We start from the raw sequence: 18,304 nt of genomic DNA on the forward strand, positions 1-18,304 counted from the left end.
CATCGGCGGGGCCCGTGGCGGGCCCCGCCGGGGTCTCAGACCGTCAGCGCGGCGGCGGCCGTCTTGCCCAGCAGCGGCGGGAAATCGCGCATCACCTGGGCCAGCTCGCCCAGGTCGGTGTCGACCAGCGCCTGCGGCCCGTCACACAGCGCCTGCTCCGGCCGCGGGTGCACGTCGATGATCACCCCGTCGGCGCCGGCCGCGATGGCCGCCCTGCTCAGCGGCAGCACCAGGTCGCGCCGGCCGCCCGAGTGGGACGGGTCCACGATCACCGGCAGGTGCGACAGGCGCTGCGCCACCGGCACCGCCGACACGTCCAGCGTGTTGCGGGTGGCGGTCTCGAAGGTTCTGATGCCCCGCTCGCACAGCACCACGTCCAGGTTGCCGCGCTGCGCGATGTACTCGGCCGCCATCAGCCACTCCTCCATGGTGCTGCTCATGCCGCGCTTGAGCAGCACCGGCTTCCCGGCCGCGCCGACCGCCTGCAGCAGCCCGAAGTTCTGCGCGTTGCGGGTGCCGACCTGCAGCATGTCCACGTACGAGGCCACCAGCGGCACGTCCTGGGCCTCCACCACCTCGGTCACGATCGGCAGCCCGGTCCGCTCGCGCACGTCGGCCAGGATGCGCAGCCCCGCCTCACCCAGCCCCTGGAACGCGTAGGGCGAGGTGCGCGGCTTGTAGGCGCCGCCGCGCAGCAGCGTCGCCCCGGCGGCCTGGGCCATCCTGGCCGCGTCCAGCGTCTGCTCCGGCGTCTCCACCGCGCACGGCCCGGCGATCAGTGTCACCGTGCCCGGCCCGATCGGCACCCCGCTCACGTGGACCGTCGAGCGTTCGGGATGGTTCTCCCTGCTGACCAGCTTGTACGGGGTCGAGACGCGCATCACGTCGCGCACCCCCGCCATGCCGCGCAGGCTGGCGGCGTCGAGCTGGGTCACGTCGCCCACCAGGCCGACGATCGTGCGCTGCACCCCCTTGCTCACGAACGCCTCCACACCGGCCGACTGCACGACGCCGACGACGGTCGCCACGTTCGCGGAGGTGGCCTCCGGGCCCATCACGATGACCATGTGTACTCCTTCGGGAAACGCAGAAGGCCCCGGGTCCTGTCGGACCCGGGGCCTTCGTGCTCGCCTATGTCTGCTAGCGCAGCGCTAAGTGGCGAACGGTCCGACCGATGGGTCCGTCGCCATACCAAAACAGGAACGCGGTGCGCATAGTGCCGCAATAGTACCCCACCTCGACCCGCTGCCGAGCCGCACACCGACCGGTGGGAGGATGGCACCCGACCGCGATACCGGTGAGGGGAGCAGTAATCGTGGAGGAGACGCGCCTGCCGCCAGGCCAGTACGTCCCCCGCGGCCTACCTGTGATCCACTACGGCCGGGTGCCCCCGTTCAAGCCGGAGTCGTGGGACTTCCAGGTGTTCGGCGCCACCGCCTCGGGCGAGGAGCGCCGCTTCGGCTGGGAGGAGTTCGCCGGCCTGCCCCGCGTGACCCGGGTCGCCGACTTCCACTGTGTGACCAAGTTCTCCGTGCCGGGCCTGGAGTGGAGCGGCGTGCCGCCGGCCGCCCTCGCCGCGGCCGTGCCGCCCGACCCGGGCGTGCGCCACGTGATGATCTGGGCCGAGTACGGCTACAGCGCCAACCTCCGGTGGTCCGACTTCACCGCGCCCGCCACGCTCTTCGCCACCGAGCTGGCCGAGAAGCCGCTCTCCGCCGAGCACGGCGCGCCCGTCCGCCTCGTGGTGCCCCATCTCTACGGGTGGAAGAGCGTCAAGTGGGTGCGCGCGATCGAGTATCTCCTGGAGGACCGCCGGGGCTTCTGGGAGGAACGCGGCTACCACAACGTCGCCGACCCCTGGCGCGAACAGCGCTACTCCTACCAGGAGGATCCGGGCGACGGCCCCCCATGAGGTGACCTGCGGGTTTCCGCCCACGCCTGGGTGGTTGTTGGCTACGGTTGCCCGCATGCTGACCACCGCCTGCGTGGTGCTCCCCTGTCTCGCCTTCATCCTCGGCCACACCCTTGCCCGGCGCCGCGCCGTGCCCGACCGCCGCCCGGACCGGGAGGCGACCTTCACGACCCTGCACCTCGCCGCCCTGGCGGCCCCCGCCCTGCGGGCCGGGCTCAACCGCGACTCCGCGCGCAGGGCCGTACGCCATCTGCACGCCCTGCTCGGCACGTACGCGGTCGCGATCACCTCCACCGAGGCCGCGCTGGCGTGGGACGGCCCCTGCACCGACGAGGTCCTCACCTACGCCAGGTCGGCGCTCGCCTCGGGGCGGGCGCAGGTGTTCGCCGGCGAGCCGTACGGCGCGGTCGTGGTGCCGCTGACCGTCGACGGCAGGATCGTCGGGACGCTGGCGGCCTTCGACGACGAGCTCAGCGCCGGCCTGGTGCGCACCGTCGGCGAGGTCGGCCGATGGATGTCGGGCCAGCTGGAGCTGGCCGAGCTGGACACCTCGCGGCGGCGCGCGCTGGAGGCCGACAGGCGGGCGCTGCGCGCGCAGATCTCGCCGCACTTCGTCTACAACGCGCTCACCACCATCGCCTCGTTCGTCCGCACCGACCCCAAGCGCGCCCGGGAGCTGCTGCTCGACTTCGCGGACTTCGCCCGGTACGCGCTGCGCCGGGCGCACGACTTCACCACCCTCGCCGACGAGCTCACCTGCGTCGACCGCTACCTGCTCCTGGAACGTGCCAGGTTCGGCGACAAGCTGCGCTTCAGCCTCCAGGTGGCGCCCGAGGTGCTGCCCGTGCCCGTCCCGTTCCTGTGCCTGCAGCCGCTGGTCGAGAACGCCATCAAGCACGGCATGCGGGGCCGCGCCGGCGAGGTGCGGATCGTCGCCTGCGACGCCGGGCCGGAGGCGCACATCACGGTCGAGGACGACGGCGCCGGGATGGACCCCGAATGCGCCAGGCGCGTCCTGGACGACGACCCCGGCCGCGAGGGCACCGGCATCGGCCTGGCCAACGTGGACCTGCGCCTGCGCCAGATCTACGGCGACGGCTACGGGCTGGTGGTCGAGACGGCGCTGGGCGCGGGCACGAAAGTGCGGCTGCGGGTGCCCAAAGCGCAGTTGACCTCTCTGTGACGCGATTGTGACGCAGCGTGTTCTTGGGCCTTGTGGGGCAGGCGTTTCTGGTGCAGCGTAGTGACATGCTTCGTGTTCTGGCCGTCGACGACGAGGTGCCCGCGCTGGAGGAGCTCGCCTACCTGCTGCGCCAGGACAGCCGCGTCGAGCAGGTGCTGACCGCCTCCGACGGGGTCGCGGCGCTGCAGGACATGGTCCAGATGGTGGCCTCGGGCGAGCGGCTCGACGCCGTGTTCCTCGACATCCGCATGCCCGGCCTCGACGGCCTCGACCTGGCCCGGCTGGTCGGCGGCTTCCCCAGCCCGCCGAAGCTGGTGTTCGTCACCGCCCACGACGAGTGCGCGGTGCAGGCCTTCGAGCTGGAGGCCGTCGACTACCTCCTCAAGCCCGTCAGGGCGGAGCGGCTGTCGGAGGCGGTGCGCAGGCTGGAGGTCTCCTCCTCGCCGCCCGCCGACCCCTGCCATGACGACGTGATCCCGGTCGAGCTGGGCGGCCGCACCCGGTTCGTGCCGCAGCAGGCCGTGCGGTTCGCCGAGGCGCAGGGCGACTACGTGCGCCTGCACACCGTGGACGGCAGCTACCTCGTCCGCATGTCCCTGGCGGCGCTGGAGCGCCGCTGGGCGGACGCCGGGTTCATCCGGGTCCACCGCAGCACACTGGTCTCCAGCCGCCACGTGAGCGAGCTCAGGTTCGAGGGCGGCCGCGTCACCCTGACCGTCGGCACCGAGACCCTCCAGGTCAGCCGCAGGCACAGCAGGCAGGTTCGCGAGCAGCTGGTCCGCCAGCACCGCGGCGTCATGTCCTGACCCCCGCTCGTCCCCGGGCGGGCGTGAACGAGGAGCCGCCGCACACCCGTCCGCCGGGCTGCCGGGGTCCTGTTGACGATCGTGATTTCCCAGGTCACACGGCCTCGCGCGGCCTCATCGCGGATCCACCGGGAACCCCAGGGGAGACCCGGGGCGGGCACGGAGCGACCGCTCGGCGCGCCCCGGTGACCGCTCGTCGTGTGCGCACTCTCCGCACATCGATGGCTACACGCCGTTCAGCGAGCTGTCAGCCAAGGGGGTTTCCCCAGGTAGATCACGACCGTAGTGTTTCGGCATCGGAGCCACCCGGCGCATCTGGGGGGACGAGCCGGAAGGCTCACCGCATGTGCCGGATCCATGGTGACCACCAGGTCACCTCGGCTGTCGGGCCCTCAACCGGGGGGTTGGGCCCGCCGGCCGGACACGTGCAGGGGCGCCCGCCGGGGCCGCGGCCAGACCGCGATCCGGCCACACGGGGGCGGCCGGATCCCACCGGCGGGCGCCCCTTGCACGTAAGACGCCTCGTCAGCCCTCGTCGCGCAGGCGCTTCAGAGTGGCGATGTCCTCGCGGTGCTTGTCGGCCTTGCCGGGGGTCTCGATGCACAGGGGCACACCCGCGGCCGCCGGATGACGCATCAGCTCGGCGAAGGGGCGGGTGCCGATGTGGCCCGCGCCGATGTTCTCGTGACGGTCCTTCTTGGCGCCGCACACGTCCTTGGAGTCGTTGGCGTGGACGAGCTTCAGCCGGCCGGGCGCGATCTTGTGGAGCAGGTCGAGCGTGGCGCCGACGCCGCCCTCCGCGGCCAGGTCGTGGCCGGCGGCGAAGGCGTGGCAGGTGTCGAGGCAGACGCCGGCCCGCGGATGCCAGTCGAGCGCCGCCAGGTAGGGCTCCAGGTCGTCGACCGTGGCGCAGAGCATCGCACCCTGCCCCGCCATCGGCTCCAGCAGCAGGTCGGGACCGCCGTCGGGGATCTCGTCGAGCAGCGGAAGCAGGTGCTCGCGGAGCTGGCGCATCGCGTCGTCGCGCGGCTGCGACACCGCCGACCCGGTGTGCACCACGACGCCCTTGGCCCCGATGTCGGCGCCGCGCCGCAGCGTGTGGCGGACCACCGCCACCGAGTTGGCCAGCGTCTCGGCGCTGGGCGAGCCGAAGTTGGCCAGATACGGGACGTGGACGAAGGTCTCGACACCGGACTCGGCGAGCGCCGCGTCCTGGTCGGGCTTGCCGGGATTGAGCGCCCAGCCGCGCGGGTTGGTGACGAAAACCTGGATCATCTCGGCGCCGATGTCGGCCATGTAGGCGAGGCCGCCCTTGGCCAGGCCGCCGGTGACGAGCACGTGGCCGCCGATGAGAGAGCGTGAGGTCATGATGCCCCCCAGTCTACGGGCGGGGGGAGTCCGCGCTGGTCAGCGGCCAGGAGCCCGCCGGGGTTGGAGCATGACACGAAAAGTCTTGGCCAACCCGGGCGCCGGTTCGGAGTTCTCGCGGATGGACCGGGCACGACCGGCGTGTGTGTACTCGTCTCATGCCGCACACGCCCGCGGGTCTGGCCGCCTTCAACGCCCTGGACCGGGAGGGCGCGGAGAAGGAGCTGCTCGCCTGCTGCGCCTCCCGCGCCTTCGCCCGGGAGGTCGCCGCGGGCCGCCCGTACCCGGACCAGGACAGGCTGGCCGACGCCGCCGGGCGGGCCGTGCTGGCGCTCGGCTGGCCCGACGTGCTGGAGGCGCTGGGCGCGCACCCGCGCATCGGCGAGCGGCCGGCCGGCGACTCGCGCGAGGCCGCCTGGTCCCGCCGCGAGCAGGCGGGGGTCGAGGACGGGCTGCGCGCCGCGCTCGCCGAGGGCAACCGCGCCTACGAGGACCGCTTCGGGCACGTCTACCTCGTCTGCGCCACCGGCCTGACCGGCGCCGAGATGCTCCGGCTGCTGCGCGAGCGCCTCGGCCACGACGAGGAGACCGAGCGCCGCACCGTACGGGAGGAACTCGCGAAGATCACCCGGCTGCGGGCCGGCAAGCTGGCGGAGGGCGTCCGATGAGCTTCTCGACGCACGTGCTCGACGCGACGACCGGCCGGCCGGCGGCCGGGATGCGCGTACGGCTGGAGCACGAGGGCGCGGTCGTGGCCGAGGGCGTCACCGACGCCGACGGCCGGATCAAGGGCTGGCAGCCGGGGGCCGGGGTGCACCGGGTGGTGTTCGACACCGGCGCCCACCTAACCGACACCTTCTACCCGGAGGTCGTCATCACCTTCACCGTGGCCGACCCCGGCGACCACTACCACGTGCCGCTCCTGCTCAGCCCGTACGCGTACTCGACCTACCGAGGGAGCTAGATGGCGATCGTTCTCGGACCCAACCGCTACGGCAAGGCGGAGACCAGGCTGGTACGGGTCGTCAGGGACGGCGGCGTCCACCACGTCAAGGACGTCAACGTCAGCACCTCGCTGTCCGGCGCCATGAGCGAGGCGCACCTCACCGGCGACAACGCCGCCGTGCTGCCGACCGACACGCAGAAGAACACCGCGTACGCCCTGGCCCGCGAGCACGGCGTCGGCCAGATCGAGGACTTCGCCCTGCTGCTGGCCCGCCACTTCACCGGCCACGACACGATCCACCACGCCAGGGTCGCGGTCGAGGAGTACGGGTGGAACCGGATCGGCGACACCGGCCACTCCTTCGCCCGCGACGGCGGCGAGGTGCGCACCTGCGTGGCGCACCACGACCGCGACGGCCGCGCCAGCGTGGTGTCCGGGCTGACCGGGCTGGTGGTGATGAACACGACCGGCTCGGAGTTCCACGGCTTCCTCACCGACCCCTACACCACGCTGGAGCCGGCCACCGACCGCATCCTCGCCACCGCCGTGGACGCCCGCTGGCGGCACGCGGGCACGAGCGCCGACTTCGCCGCGTCCTTCGCGCTCGTGCGCGGCCGCCTGCTGGAGGCGTTCGCCGGCACGCACAGCCTGTCGTTGCAGCAGACCCTGTACGCGATGGGGGAGCGGGTGCTGGCCGCCTGCCCGGACATCTGCGAGATCAGGCTCACCCTGCCGAACAGGCACCACTTCCCCGTCGACCTGGCCCCGTTCGGGCTGGACAACGAGAACGAGATCTTCTACGCGGCCGACCGGCCCTACGGCCTGATCGAAGGCACGGTGCTGCGCGACGACGCGCCCGGCGCCGGATTCGCCTGGGAGTGAGAGCGATGGAATTCCTGCGCCCCACCACGTGGGCCGAGGCGCTGGCCGCCAAGGCGGACCAGCCGGACGCGGTGCCCATCCAGGGCGGCACCGACGTCATGGTGGAGATCAACTTCTCCGTGCGCCGCCCGCCGGCCCTGCTCGACCTCACCGCCGTGCCCGAGCTGGCCACCTGGTCCCTGGACGGGGGCCGGTACCGGATCGGCGCCGCCGTCCCGTACAGCGTGATCATCGGCGAGCTCGGCGGCGCGCTGCCGGGGCTCGCGCAGGCGGCGCGGACGGTCGGCTCGCCGCAGATCCGCAACCGGGGGTCGGTCGGCGGGAACCTCGGCGCGGCCTCGCCGGCGGGCGACAGCCACCCGCCGCTGCTCGCCGCGGGCGCCGCCGTCGAGGTGGAGTCGCGCGAGCGCGGCGTCAGGATGATCCCCGCCGACGCGTTCTACCTGGGCGTCAAGCGCTCCGCGCTGCTCCCGGACGAGCTGATCAGGGCCGTGCACGTCGAGCCCGCGGCCGGGCCGCAGTACTTCTCCAAGGTCGGCACCCGCAACGCCATGGTGATCGCCGTCTGCTCGTTCGCCGTCGCGCTGCACCCGGACGAGCGGCGCGTCGGCACCGGGCTCGGCTCGGCCGCGCCCACCCCGCTCCGGGCGCGGGAGGCGGAGGACTTCCTGGCCGCCGAGCTCGACTGGTCGGCGCCGCTCCAGCCGGCGCTGCTGGCGCGGTTCGGCGAGCTGTGCGCGGGCGCCGCCGCGCCGATCGACGACGTGCGCGGCACCGCCGGCTACCGCCGCCACGCCATCGCGGTGCTGGCCCGCCGCACGCTCACCTGGGCGTGGCACGACCATCTGGAGAGGAGGGCGGCCTGATGAGGGTGACGTTCACGGTCAACGGCCGCGAGGAGACGGCCGAGGACGTGTGGGAGGGCGAGAGCCTGCTGTACGTGCTGCGCGAGCGGCTCGGCCTGCCCGGCTCCAAGAACGCCTGCGAGCAGGGCGAGTGCGGCTCCTGCACGGTCTACCTCGACGACGCGCCGGTGTGCGCCTGCCTGGTCGCCGCGGGTCAGGCCCAGGGCCGCCGGGTCCGTACCGTCGAGGGCCTGGCCGAGCGAGGGCTCGACCCGGTGCAGGAGGCGTTCGTGGAGACCGGCGCGGTGCAGTGCGGCTTCTGCACGCCCGGCCTCGTCGTGCAGGCCCACGACCTGCTCGAACGCGTCGAGCGGCCGTCCGACGCGGAGATCCGCGAGGCGCTGGCCGGCAACCTGTGCCGGTGCACCGGCTACGAGAAGATCCTCGACGCCGTCCGGCTGGCGGCCGAGCGCAAGGCGGCGGCCCGGTGAGCATCCTCATCGAGAACGCGTACGTCGCCCCCGTCGCCGGCCAGGAGATCGAGCGCGGCTGGATCCTCGTCGACGGCGACCGGATCACCGCGCTCGGCCCCATGGACCGGCCGCCCGCCGCCGACGGCGCGACCAGGATCGACGCCACCGGCTGCCTGGCCACCCCCGGCCTGGTCAACACCCACCACCACCTCTACCAGTGGGCCTCACAGGGGCTCGCCCAGGACGCCACCCTGTTCGAGTGGCTGGTGGCGCTCTACCAGGTGTGGGCCGCGATGGACGCCGAGGTCGTCAGGGGCGCCGCCGGGGCCGGGCTCGGCTATCTCGCGCTGTCCGGCTGCACCACCTCCAGCGACCACCACTACGTCTTCCCCAAGGGCCGCGGCGACCTGCTCGCCGCCGAGATCGAGGCCGCCCGCGAGCTGGGCATCCGCTTCCACCCGGCCCGCGGCTCCATGGACCGCGGCCAGTCGAAGGGCGGGCTGCCGCCGGACGTGGTCGTGGAGGAGCTGGACGAGATCCTCGCCGCCACCGCCGACGCCGTGGACGCCTACCACGACCCGTCCCCGTCCTCGATGCTGCGGATCGCGGTCGCGCCCTGCTCGCCGTTCTCCGTCAGCGGCGAGCTGATGACCGAGGCCGCCAGGCTCGCCCGCGACAAGGGCGTGCGGCTGCACACCCACCTGGCCGAGACGCTCGACGAGGAGGAGCACTGCCTGGCCCAGCTCGGCATGCGCCCGGTCGACTACATGGACAAGCTCGGCTGGCTCGGCCCCGACGTGTGGGTGGCGCACGCCGTGCACCTCAGCGACGCCGACATCGCCAAGCTCGCCGCCACCGGCACCGGCTCCGCCCACTGCCCGTCGTCCAACGGCCGGCTCGGCGCCGGCATCGCCCGCGTGTCGGAGATGCTGCGGCGCGGCGCCAACGTCGGGCTCGGCGTCGACGGCAGCGCCTCGTCGGAGCTGACCGGGCTGGCCGGGGAGATGCGCCAGGCGCTGCTCTTCCAGCGGGCCCGCTACGGCCCCGCGGCGCTCACCGCCCGGCAGGCGCTGGAGATCGCCACCCTCGGCGGCGCCCGCAACCTCGGCCGCCAGGACGAGCTCGGCACGCTGGAGCCCGGCAAGCTCGCCGACCTGGCGCTGTGGCGGGTGGACGGGCCGTTCACCGCCGCCGTGGCCGACCCGGTCTGCGCGCTCGTCTTCGGCCCGCAGCCGCCGCTGGCCCGGCTGTTGGTCGGCGGGCGGACCGTGGTCGAGGACGGCGAGCTGCGCACCGTCCCGCACGACGCCACCGGCCGGGCCGGCGCCGACGCCCACCGCCGGCTGCTGCGGATGGCGCGCGAGCAGGGCTTCGCCGCCTCGCGTGAGCTCCCGGACGCGCGGATGTGATGATGGTGGATCTCGCCGCCATGTCGCCCAAGACAGGAGTTCCCCAGTGGTCCAGCACGTCCTCGTCGCCCCGGACAAGTTCAAGGGATCGCTGACCGCGGCCGAGGTGGCCGCGACCGTCGCCGCCGCTCTCGGCGTCCCCGCCGTCGAGCTGCCCGTCGCCGACGGCGGTGACGGCACCGTCGACGCCGCCGTGGCCGCCGGGTTCGACCGCGTGACCGTACGGGTGACCGGGCCCACCGGCGAGCCCGTCGACGCCTCGTACGCCAGGCGCGGCGAGACCGCCGTCGTCGAGCTCGCCGAGGCGTCCGGCCTGCGCCGCCTCCCGGCGGGGCCCGAGCCGCTCACCGCCACCAGCCACGGCACCGGCGAGCTGATCGCCGACGCCGTCAAGCAGGGCGCCACCCGGGTCGTGCTCGGCCTCGGCGGCAGCGCCTGCACCGACGGCGGCGCGGGCATGGTCCAGGCGCTCGGCGCGCGCCTCCTCGACGCCGGTGGCCGCGAGCTGCCGCGCGGCGGCGCCGCCCTGCGCGACCTCGACCGCGTCGACGTCTCCGGCTTCCTCGACGTCTCCGGCGTCGCCTTCGTGGTGGCGAGCGACGTCGACAACCCGCTGCTCGGCCCGCACGGCGCCGCCGCCGTCTACGGGCCGCAGAAGGGCGCCACCCCCGAGCAGGTCAAGCTGCTCGACGCCGCGCTCGGCCGGCTCGCCGCCGTCGCCACCCGCACCCACGGCCTGGCGGGGGCCGTCGAGCACGACGACACGCCGCGCGCCATGGGCGTCGCGGGAGCGCCCGGCGCGGGCGCGGCCGGCGGCGTCGGCTTCGCCGCGCTCGCCTTCCTGCACGCCGACATCCGGCCCGGCATCGACTACCTGCTCGACCTGCTCGGCTTCCACCAGCACGTCAAGGGCGCCCGGCTGGTGATCACCGGCGAGGGGTCGCTCGACGAGCAGACCCTGCGCGGCAAGGCCCCCGCCGGCGTCGCCCGCGCCGCCGCCGCGGCGGGCGTCCCCGTCGTGGCCGTCTGCGGCCGCCGCACCCTCACCGACGAGCAGCTGCGCGAGGCCGGCATCGAGGCCGCGTACGCGCTCGCCGACCTGGAGCCCGACCTCGGCCGCTCCATGGCCGAGGCCCGCCCGCTCCTCGGGCGCCTCGCGGCCCGGCTGGCCGCCGACCGGCTCTCCTGAGGCGGGCCCGGCAGGAGCCCGCGTCCAGGGAGCCCAGAACGAGCCCAGAACGAGCCCAGAACGAGCCCAAAACGAGCACAGGACGAGCAGCGAACGAGCGCTGAAGGAGCACGCCCGTGTACGACCTCGTGGTCCGATCACGCAGGACCGTCACCCCGGACGGCGAACGGCCGCTCGCCGTCGCCGTCCGCGACGGCCGGATCGCGTCCCTGCACGACCACGCCGCCCCGCTGGACGCCGCCGAGGACGTCGACCTGCGCGACCTCGCCCTGCTGCCCGGCCTCGTCGACACCCACGTGCACGTCAACGAGCCCGGCCGCACCCACTGGGAGGGGTTCGCCACCGCCACCAGGGCTGCGGCGGCCGGCGGCGTCACCACGATCGTCGACATGCCGCTCAACGCGCTGCCGCCCACCGTCAGCGTCGCCGCGCTGGAGGCCAAGCTGGCCGCCGCCGGCGGGCGGTGTCACGTCGACGTCGGCTTCTGGGGCGGCGCCGTGCCCGGCAACCTCAAGGAGCTCCGGCCGCTGCACGACCGGGGCGTGCGCGGGTTCAAGTGCTTCATGTCGCCGTCCGGTGTGGACGAGTTCCCCGAGCTCGGCCTCGGGGAGATCCGGCAGGTCATGACCGAGCTGGCCGGGTTCGGCGGGCTGCTGGTCGTGCACGCGGAGGACCCCGCCCTGCTGACCGGCTGCGCCGGGCCCGGGTACGCCGCGTTCCTGGACTCCCGGCCGGAAGCGGCCGAGCGCAGTGCCGTCGAACAGGTCGTCCGGCTCGCCCGCGAGACCGGCGCCCGCGCGCACATCCTGCACGTCTCCGGCGCCGGCTGCCTCGACGTGCTGGAGGCCGCGCGGGCCGAGGGCCTCCCGGTCACCGGCGAGACCTGCCCCCACTACCTGACCCTCACCGCCGAGGACGTGCCCGACGGCGACACGGCCTACAAGTGCTGCCCGCCCATCCGCTCCGCCGCCAACCGCGACCGGCTCTGGGACGGCCTCGCCCGGGGCGTGCTCGACTGCGTCGTCACTGACCACTCGCCGTCCACGGCCGACCTCAAGGTGCCCGACTTCGCCGCCGCCTGGGGCGGGGTCTCCTCACTCCAGCTCGGGCTGCGCGCCGTCTGGACCGAGGCGTCCCGGCGCGGGCACGGCCTCGGCGACGTCGTGCGCTGGATGTCGGCCGCCCCCGCCCGGCTGGCCGGGCTGCGCGGCAAGGGCGGCATCGAGCCCGGCAACGACGCCGACCTGGTGGCCTTCGACCCCGACTCCGCCGAACCCGTCGACGCCCGGCGGCTGCACCACAAGAACCCCGTCACCCCGTACCAGGGACGCCGCCTCAGGGGCGCCGTGCTCACCACCTGGCTGCGGGGCAGGCCCGCCGACGACGTCCCGCACGGGACCTTCCTGCTGGGAGCGTAGATGCGCGACTTCACCCGCCTGCCCGACCTCGCGCTGCGCCACCACGGCGGGTCCGTGATCGCCGCCAGTGACGAGTCGTTCGCCGGGAAGGAGAACCTCATCCGGCCCGGCAAACCCGCCTTCCAGCCCGCGACGTTCGCCGGCACGGGCCAGGTCTACGACGGCTGGGAGACCCGCCGCCGCCGCGGCCCCGGCCACGACTGGGCGATCGTCCGCCTCGGCCTGCCCGGCGTGATCCGCGGCGTGGTCGTCGACACCGCCTGGTTCACCGGCAACCACCCGGCGCACGCCGCCGTCGAGGCCGCCCACGTGCCCGGCCACCCGTCCGCGGCCGAGGTGGAACGGGCCGGCTGGGTCACCATCGTGCCCATGAGCCCGCTCAAGGGCGACAGGGAGCACCCCTTCGAGGTGGCCGACGAGAGCCGCTACACCCACGTACGGCTGAACATGTATCCCGACGGCGGCATCGCCCGGCTGCGCGTGCACGGCGAGGCCCGCCCCGACCTGTCCGTGTGGGACGGGCTCGGCCTCGACCTCGCCGCGCTGGAGAACGGCGGGCTGGTCACCGCCTGCTCCGACGAGTTCTACTCCTCACCCGGCAACGTCATCGCCCCCGGCACGGCCCGCAACCAGGCCGAGGGCTGGGAGACCGCGCGCCGCCGCGACGGCGGCAACGACTGGCTCGTCATCCGCCTGGCCGGACGCGGCCGCGTCAGCCTCGCCGAGATCGACACCACGAACCTGGTCTTCAACGCGCCCGCCGCCGTGACGCTCACCGGCCTCGACGGCGACCGCGAGGTCCCGCTGCTGCCCGGGACGCCGCTCCGGCCCGACACGCCGCACCGCTTCCGGCTCGGCCCGCACGACCCCGTCGACCACGTACGCGTCGACATCCACCCCGACGGCGGCCTGGCGCGCGTGCGGCTCTGGGGCCACCTGGCCTAGTGCCAGAGGTGGACCTCCGAGCCCGGCGGCCGCTCGGAGTTGGGCCCCGGGCGCTGGAACCGCACCACGCCGCTGTTGGACAGGTTGTGCACCCGCACCCGGAAGCCCTGCGCCTGCAACTCGTTCTTGGCGTCGTTGATGCCCTTGCCCATCACGCCCGGCATGATCCGGAACTCCTGGTCGTCGCGGGCCTCGTTGTCGCCCCGGAACCAGTGCCAGAAGTCCGTCTCGCAGCGCGCCACCGTGACCATCGCCGGGATGCCCTGGTCGACCTCGGACTTGGGCTTCGGCGACTGCGCGATCACGGTGCACGGCTCGGCGTCGTCGTCGACCTCGTTGACCTGCACCTGGAAGCCCTGCTGCGTCAGGAACGCGGCCGCCTCGTCCTTCGGCATGCCGGACACGTCGGGCATGACCAGGCCGGCGCTCACGTAGATGTCGACCTTGGCGCCTTCCTTGACCTTCTCGCCCACCTGCGGCGAGGTGCGGATCACGTGGTTGCGCTGCACCTCGAGGTTCTTGACGCGGCGCATCTTGCCGACCGTCAGCCCGGCCTCGCCGATCGCCGCCCTGGCGTCGTCCTGCGTCAAACCGGCGGTCTTCGGCACCAGCACCCGCTTCGGGCCCAGCGAGGGCACCAGCGTGATCGTGGTGCCGGCCTCCACCTCGGTGCCGTGGACCGGCTCCATGGCCAGCACCGACCCCTCGGCGACCTTCTCGTCATGGCGGCCCTCGACCCTGGCCACCTGGAAGCCCTGCGCCCTCGCGCTCTGCTCGGCCACCGCGAGGTTCTTGCCCACGAGATCGGGCACGATCTTGTAGCTCTTCTGCGCGAAGTAGAGCCCGGTCGCCGCCACCGCCCCCACCATGATCACGGCCAGCGCCGCCAGGAACCAGACCGGCTTGACCCGGCCGCCCCGCGAGCGCGCCGGCGGAGGCGTGGGGACCTCCGCGCGCGGCTGGATCAGGGTGTGGGCCGGAGCCGCCGGCGGGCTGGTGAACGCGCCGGTCGGACGCGCCTGCTGCGCGCCCGACAGCCTCGGCAGCGTCCGGTGCGCCTCGACCGCCTGCACCAGCATCGCCGTCGCGTCCGCGGGGCGGTCGTGCGGCTCGCGCGCCGTCGCCTGCGCCACCAGCGTGTCGATCAACGCCGGCACGTCTGACGCCAGCGACGACGGCGCGGGCACCGTGTCGTGCACGTGGCGGTAGGCCACCGACATCGGCGTCTCGCCGTCGTACGGCTGCCGGCCCGTCACCAGCTCGAACAGCATGATGCCGGCCGCGTAGACGTCGCTGCGCACGTCGGCGCCGCCGGTCGTCACCTGCTCGGGCGACATGTAGCCGATCGTGCCGATCATCACGCCGGTGCGCGTCTGGTTGGTCGCCTCGATCGCGCGGGCCAGGCCGAAGTCGACCACCTTGATGCGGCCGTCGTCGGCCAGCAGCACGTTCTCGGGCTTTACGTCGCGGTGGACCATGCCCGCCTGGTGGGCGGCGCCGAGCGCCGCCAGCACCGGGATCATGATCTCCAGGGCCTCTCGGGCGGGCAGCCTGCCACGGTCGCGCAGCACGTCACGGAGCGTCTTGCCGGGCACGTACTCCATCGACAGGTAGACGACGTCGCCGTCGGTGCCCTGATCGAAGACGTGCACCACGTTCGGGTGCGAGAGGCTGGCCACCGACTTCGCCTCGCCGATGAACCTGCGCACGAACGCCGGGTCGTCGGCCAGCGAGCGGTGCATCACCTTGAGCGCGACGGTCCGGTCCAGCCGGATGTCGAGCGCCAGGTAGACAGTCGCCATGCCACCCCGGGCGATCCGGGACTCGACGCGGTAGCGCCCGTCGAGCAGCCGACCTACCAGAGGGTCCGCAGTCGTCGTGTCCACCCGGCTGAGTTTACGGGCGTTTCGCCCCCGGGAGGGCCTGACCATCCGAAAGTGATGCCGACCCGTGCCGTTCCGTGACGCAAGCGTACTCCTGGGCCGGTGGAGAACCGCATTTCCGGGGCTCGTACCGCTCCCGGAAGTCCCTGAGAAGAAGTTCTCCTGGAAGGCCCGCGGGCTTTCCAGGAGAACCGGCACCGTCAGGGAGACATCGGGGACGAAGCCTCCGCGTACCGGCGGCGGGGGATCCGGCCCGCCAGCCGGGCCGCCCGCCCGGCCTGGACGGCCGACCGCATCGCCGAGGCCATCAGCTCGGGCCGCTGCGCCCGGGTGACCGCCGTCGCCAGCAGCACCGCGTCGCACCCCAGCTCCATCGCCAGCGCCGCGTCGCTGGCCGTGCCGATGCCCGCGTCCAGGACCACCGGCACCTCGGCCGCCTCCACGATCAGCTCGATGCTGTGCGGGTTCCTGATCCCCAGCCCGGAGCCGATCGGCGAGCCCAGCGGCATCACCGCCGCGCACCCCGCCTGCTCCAGCCGCCTGGCCAGCGCCGGGTCGTCGCCGATGTACGGCAGCACCACGAACCCGTCGGCCACCAGCCGCTCCGCCGCGTCGAACGTCTCGATCGGGTCCGGCAGCAGCGTCCGCTCGTCGGCGATGACCTCCAGCTTGACCCAGTTCGTGCCCAGCGCCTCGCGCGCCAGCCGCGCCGTCAGGACGGCGTCGCCGGCGGTGAAGCAGCCGGCCGTGTTGGGCAGCACCTTGATGCCGCGCCGGCGCAGCACGTCGAGCACCGACCCGCGGGCGTGCGGGTCGAGCCGCCGCATCGCCACCGTGGTCAGCTCGGTGCCCGACGCCTCCAGCGCCTGGTCCAGAACCTCCAGCGAGGGGGCGCCGCCGGTGCCCATGATGAGCCGGGAGCCGAACTTCTCCCCGGCGATGACCAGATCATCCACCTTGCACCGCCGTCAGCACCTCCACGCGGTCGCTGTCGCGCAGCGCCGTCGTCTCCCACGCGCTGCGGGTGACCACCTCGTCGTTCACGGCCACCGCCACGCCGGTGGCGGACTCGGTCAGGGACCGTACGGCCTGCGCGACGGTCATGCCCTCGGCCACCTCGCGGGCGGCCCCATTGATCATCACATTCATGAAACATCCTTGAATCTCGCCGGTGAGCACAATGTCGCGAGGTCGGCCTCCTCGCCTTCGAGGATCGCGGCGGTGAGCGGCGTCAGCAGCACCCCGCCACGATGGTGACCGGTCGCCAGCACCAGCCCCGGGATCCCGCTCGGCCCGATGACCGGCAGGTTGTCCGGCGTGCCGGGCCGCAGCCCCGCCACCACGTCGGCCACCTCCAGCTCCGTGACGCCCGGCACCAGCTCCCTGGCGTCGCGCAGCAGCTCGTAGACCCCGCCCGCGGTCACCCTGGTGTCGAAGCCCAGCTCCTCCTGGGTGGCTCCGACCACCAGTTCCCCGTCGCCCCGCGGCACCAGGTAGACCGGGTTGCCGTGCACGGTCCCGCGCACGCACCGCCCGATCAGCGGCTGGGCCGACCTCAGGCGCATGATCTGCCCCTTGACGGGCCGTACCGGCACATCCGCCAGCTCCCCGCTCCACGCCCCCGCCGCCAGCACCACCCGCTCCGCGACCAGCGTCTCGGGCTGCCGTCCCCGCGGCGCACCCGGCGAGATCCCGGGGATGGCACCCGACTCCGGAGGGGCCAGCCGTACGCCGGACACGCGGTCGCCGTCACGCAGCAGCTCGGTCACCCGGGCGCGCACCACCGGGACGCCGAGCCGCTCCAGCGCGGCGAGCAGCGCCGCGGTGACGCGGCGAGGATCCACCCACGCGTCCGTACGGGCCAGCAGCCCGCCCCGGACGGAGGGCGCCAGCATCGGCTCCAGCCGCCGGCACTCGCGCCCGGTCAGGCGCTCGACCGGCAGCCCCAGCTTCTCCATGAACCCGGCCTGCTCGTCGAGCATCGCCAGGTCGTCGGGCCCGAACGCGACGTCGAGCGTCCCGTCGTCCCGCAGATCCAGCCCGGCCCGCGCGGCCGCCAGCCGTTCGCTCCCCTCACCGGATTCCCCGAACCCCCAGGGTGACGGTGACGCGGCGGCCCGCCCGTCCTCGCCGCCGGCCGACGGACGCCTCCCGCCGGCGGACGATTGGTCGAAGGCCGGGAAGAGCCCGTCGCCGGGGACGGCGGACGCAGCCGCCGGGCCGGCGCCCGTGGGCGTGGAACCGGCGTGCCCCGTCTCGCCGTGAGGGGTGACCACGTGGGTGCTCGCGGGAGGAGCGGCGGAGCTCGTGCGCCCGGTCCCGCCGTGAGGGGTGGCCACGTGGGTGCTCGCGGCAAGCGTGCTCTCGGCGGGGACGGCCGAGCCGGACTGCCCGGCGTGAGTGTTCGGGGTGGTGGTCGTCCGAGGGGCGGAGACGCTCGTGTCGGACTGAGCGGTGAGAGTGGTGGCCGGTCCGTCGGATCCGGGAGCGGCGAGTCCGGCGTCGGCGGCGAGGGCGGCGGCGAAGGCGGGCCAGCGGCGCAGGGAAGCGACGCCGAGACGGAGAAGGGGCTCTTCGGTGTAGGCGACCTCGCTGATCGGGGCCAGCATGCCCGCCGCCGCGTAGGAGGCGCCACGGGCGGGAGACGGGTCGACCACCACGACCTCGCGGCCCTGCCTGGCAAGCCGCCAGGCGATCGACAGGCCGACGACGCCGCCTCCGACGATCACATCCATGTCCGCTCCCTTCGCCGGCATGATCCGGATCAGGTGTCTTGCGGTCGAAGGCCCGGTGAAGCCTTCCTCTCAGCCCGGTGACGGCCGGACTCCCGCGCGTCGTGCACCCCCACCTTACGACCTCCCACGACAGACCGGCACGCCGGTGCCGGGGGAGGTCGCCCCACCCGCGCCCGGCCGCCGCCGAGACCGCGAAGATCGCGACCGGGCATCCTTGGAGACCGAGTTCCCGCCCTCACCGACGGCCGGCCGACCGGCCATGGATTCACCGGCCATGGATTCACCGGCCATGGATTCACCGGCCATGGAT

Annotated in this window: 18 protein-coding genes and 1 riboswitch; of the genes, 12 read left to right on the forward strand and 6 right to left on the reverse strand. The window is 73.9% G+C overall.

Going from position 1 to position 18,304, the window contains the following annotated elements; translation table 11 throughout:
- Nucleotides 1–35 precede the first annotated feature (35 nt).
- Nucleotides 36–1,067 carry a 3-deoxy-7-phosphoheptulonate synthase gene (gene aroF, locus ACZ6YG_RS05200; protein ID WP_148032765.1) on the reverse strand — a complete coding sequence of 344 codons (1,032 nt, stop codon included), beginning with the start codon at nt 1,065–1,067 and terminating at the stop codon, nt 36–38.
- Nucleotides 1,068–1,315: 248 nt separating this feature from the next.
- On the opposite strand from aroF, the gene ACZ6YG_RS05205 reads away from it, so the two are divergent.
- The 3 genes from ACZ6YG_RS05205 to ACZ6YG_RS05215 all read left to right on the forward strand — a co-directional run bounded on the left by ACZ6YG_RS05205 (nt 1,316) and on the right by ACZ6YG_RS05215 (nt 3,901).
- On the forward strand, nt 1,316–1,912 hold the full coding sequence (locus ACZ6YG_RS05205) for a molybdopterin-dependent oxidoreductase (protein WP_219543360.1): 597 nt from the start codon (nt 1,316–1,318) through the stop codon (nt 1,910–1,912).
- Between the two features lie 55 nt (nt 1,913–1,967).
- On the forward strand, nt 1,968–3,095 hold the full coding sequence (locus ACZ6YG_RS05210) for a sensor histidine kinase (protein ID WP_466017271.1): 1,128 nt from the start codon (nt 1,968–1,970) through the stop codon (nt 3,093–3,095).
- 65 nt (nt 3,096–3,160) lie between these two features.
- Nucleotides 3,161–3,901: a LytR/AlgR family response regulator transcription factor gene (locus tag ACZ6YG_RS05215; RefSeq protein ID WP_148032762.1), complete on the forward strand. Its 741-nt coding sequence runs from the start codon at nt 3,161–3,163 to the stop codon at nt 3,899–3,901.
- A gap of 525 nt (nt 3,902–4,426) precedes the next feature.
- Here ACZ6YG_RS05215 and ACZ6YG_RS05220 read toward each other — a convergent pair.
- Nucleotides 4,427–5,269 carry a deoxyribonuclease IV gene (locus ACZ6YG_RS05220; RefSeq protein ID WP_466017272.1) on the reverse strand — a complete coding sequence of 281 codons (843 nt, stop codon included), beginning with the start codon at nt 5,267–5,269 and terminating at the stop codon, nt 4,427–4,429.
- 158 nt (nt 5,270–5,427) lie between these two features.
- Here ACZ6YG_RS05220 and uraD point away from each other — a divergent pair, with 158 nt between their 5' ends.
- The 9 genes from uraD (at nt 5,428) to alc (ending at nt 13,376) form a co-directional block, all read left to right on the forward strand.
- Complete coding sequence (gene uraD / locus ACZ6YG_RS05225; protein ID WP_466017273.1) at nt 5,428–5,937, forward strand: 2-oxo-4-hydroxy-4-carboxy-5-ureidoimidazoline decarboxylase; 510 nt, start codon at nt 5,428–5,430, stop codon at nt 5,935–5,937.
- Nucleotides 5,934–6,233, forward strand: a complete 300-nt coding sequence (gene uraH / locus ACZ6YG_RS05230) for a hydroxyisourate hydrolase (protein WP_466017274.1) — start codon at nt 5,934–5,936, stop codon at nt 6,231–6,233. The genes uraD and uraH overlap by 4 nt, the downstream gene beginning before the upstream one ends.
- Nucleotides 6,234–7,097, forward strand: a complete 864-nt coding sequence (pucL, locus tag ACZ6YG_RS05235) for a factor-independent urate hydroxylase (RefSeq protein WP_466017275.1) — start codon at nt 6,234–6,236, stop codon at nt 7,095–7,097. It begins immediately after the preceding gene.
- A gap of 5 nt (nt 7,098–7,102) precedes the next feature.
- Complete coding sequence (locus ACZ6YG_RS05240) at nt 7,103–7,963, forward strand: FAD binding domain-containing protein (protein WP_466017276.1); 861 nt, start codon at nt 7,103–7,105, stop codon at nt 7,961–7,963.
- Nucleotides 7,963–8,433: a (2Fe-2S)-binding protein gene (locus tag ACZ6YG_RS05245; RefSeq protein WP_148032756.1), complete on the forward strand. Its 471-nt coding sequence runs from the start codon at nt 7,963–7,965 to the stop codon at nt 8,431–8,433. The genes ACZ6YG_RS05240 and ACZ6YG_RS05245 overlap by 1 nt, the downstream gene beginning before the upstream one ends.
- Entirely contained in the window at nt 8,430–9,824 is a 1,395-nt protein-coding gene (locus ACZ6YG_RS05250) for an 8-oxoguanine deaminase (protein WP_466017277.1), read from the forward strand. Before ACZ6YG_RS05245 ends, ACZ6YG_RS05250 begins: the two co-directional genes overlap by 4 nt.
- Before the next feature lie 46 nt (nt 9,825–9,870).
- Complete coding sequence (locus ACZ6YG_RS05255; protein WP_397197165.1) at nt 9,871–11,013, forward strand: glycerate kinase; 1,143 nt, start codon at nt 9,871–9,873, stop codon at nt 11,011–11,013.
- Nucleotides 11,014–11,129: 116 nt separating this feature from the next.
- Nucleotides 11,130–12,431, forward strand: a complete 1,302-nt coding sequence (gene allB / locus ACZ6YG_RS05260) for an allantoinase AllB (protein ID WP_466017278.1) — start codon at nt 11,130–11,132, stop codon at nt 12,429–12,431.
- Nucleotides 12,432–13,376 (forward strand): allantoicase, encoded by a 945-nt coding sequence (gene alc, locus ACZ6YG_RS05265; RefSeq protein ID WP_466017279.1) that lies wholly within the window; start codon nt 12,432–12,434, stop codon nt 13,374–13,376.
- On the opposite strand, the gene pknB is transcribed toward alc, so the two are convergent.
- From pknB to ACZ6YG_RS05285, 4 genes are all read right to left on the reverse strand, one after another.
- Nucleotides 13,373–15,262 carry a Stk1 family PASTA domain-containing Ser/Thr kinase gene (gene pknB / locus ACZ6YG_RS05270; RefSeq protein ID WP_308248779.1) on the reverse strand — a complete coding sequence of 630 codons (1,890 nt, stop codon included), beginning with the start codon at nt 15,260–15,262 and terminating at the stop codon, nt 13,373–13,375. The genes alc and pknB overlap by 4 nt on opposite strands.
- A gap of 197 nt (nt 15,263–15,459) precedes the next feature.
- Entirely contained in the window at nt 15,460–16,215 is a 756-nt protein-coding gene (locus ACZ6YG_RS05275; RefSeq protein ID WP_466017280.1) for a thiazole synthase, read from the reverse strand.
- A complete protein-coding gene (gene thiS, locus ACZ6YG_RS05280) occupies nt 16,208–16,408 on the reverse strand; it encodes a sulfur carrier protein ThiS (protein WP_148032749.1) in 201 nt (66 codons plus the stop codon). The genes ACZ6YG_RS05275 and thiS overlap by 8 nt, the downstream gene beginning before the upstream one ends.
- Nucleotides 16,405–17,994 (reverse strand): FAD-dependent oxidoreductase, encoded by a 1,590-nt coding sequence (locus ACZ6YG_RS05285; protein ID WP_466017281.1) that lies wholly within the window; start codon nt 17,992–17,994, stop codon nt 16,405–16,407. Before ACZ6YG_RS05285 ends, thiS begins: the two co-directional genes overlap by 4 nt.
- A riboswitch (TPP riboswitch) is annotated at nt 17,984–18,100 on the reverse strand. Its footprint overlaps the gene before it by 11 nt.
- Nucleotides 18,101–18,304: the final 204 nt, after the last annotated feature.

The organism is Nonomuraea sp. NPDC054003, assembly GCF_055585125.1.

Bases quoted from the DNA above. Each gene is read 5' to 3' on its own strand.
- aroF (WP_148032765.1), bottom strand. From the start codon at position 1,067: ATGGTCATCGTGATGGGCCCGGAGGCCACCTCCGCGAACGTGGCGACC.
- ACZ6YG_RS05210 (WP_466017271.1), top strand. From the start codon at position 1,968: ATGCTGACCACCGCCTGCGTGGTGCTCCCCTGTCTCGCCTTCATCCTC.
- ACZ6YG_RS05215 (WP_148032762.1), top strand. From the start codon at position 3,161: ATGCTTCGTGTTCTGGCCGTCGACGACGAGGTGCCCGCGCTGGAGGAG.
- ACZ6YG_RS05220 (WP_466017272.1), bottom strand. From the start codon at position 5,269: ATGACCTCACGCTCTCTCATCGGCGGCCACGTGCTCGTCACCGGCGGC.
- uraD (WP_466017273.1), top strand. From the start codon at position 5,428: ATGCCGCACACGCCCGCGGGTCTGGCCGCCTTCAACGCCCTGGACCGG.
- uraH (WP_466017274.1), top strand. From the start codon at position 5,934: ATGAGCTTCTCGACGCACGTGCTCGACGCGACGACCGGCCGGCCGGCG.
- pucL (WP_466017275.1), top strand. From the start codon at position 6,234: ATGGCGATCGTTCTCGGACCCAACCGCTACGGCAAGGCGGAGACCAGG.
- ACZ6YG_RS05240 (WP_466017276.1), top strand. From the start codon at position 7,103: ATGGAATTCCTGCGCCCCACCACGTGGGCCGAGGCGCTGGCCGCCAAG.
- ACZ6YG_RS05245 (WP_148032756.1), top strand. From the start codon at position 7,963: ATGAGGGTGACGTTCACGGTCAACGGCCGCGAGGAGACGGCCGAGGAC.
- alc (WP_466017279.1), top strand. From the start codon at position 12,432: ATGCGCGACTTCACCCGCCTGCCCGACCTCGCGCTGCGCCACCACGGC.
- thiS (WP_148032749.1), bottom strand. From the start codon at position 16,408: ATGAATGTGATGATCAATGGGGCCGCCCGCGAGGTGGCCGAGGGCATG.
- ACZ6YG_RS05285 (WP_466017281.1), bottom strand. From the start codon at position 17,994: ATGGATGTGATCGTCGGAGGCGGCGTCGTCGGCCTGTCGATCGCCTGG.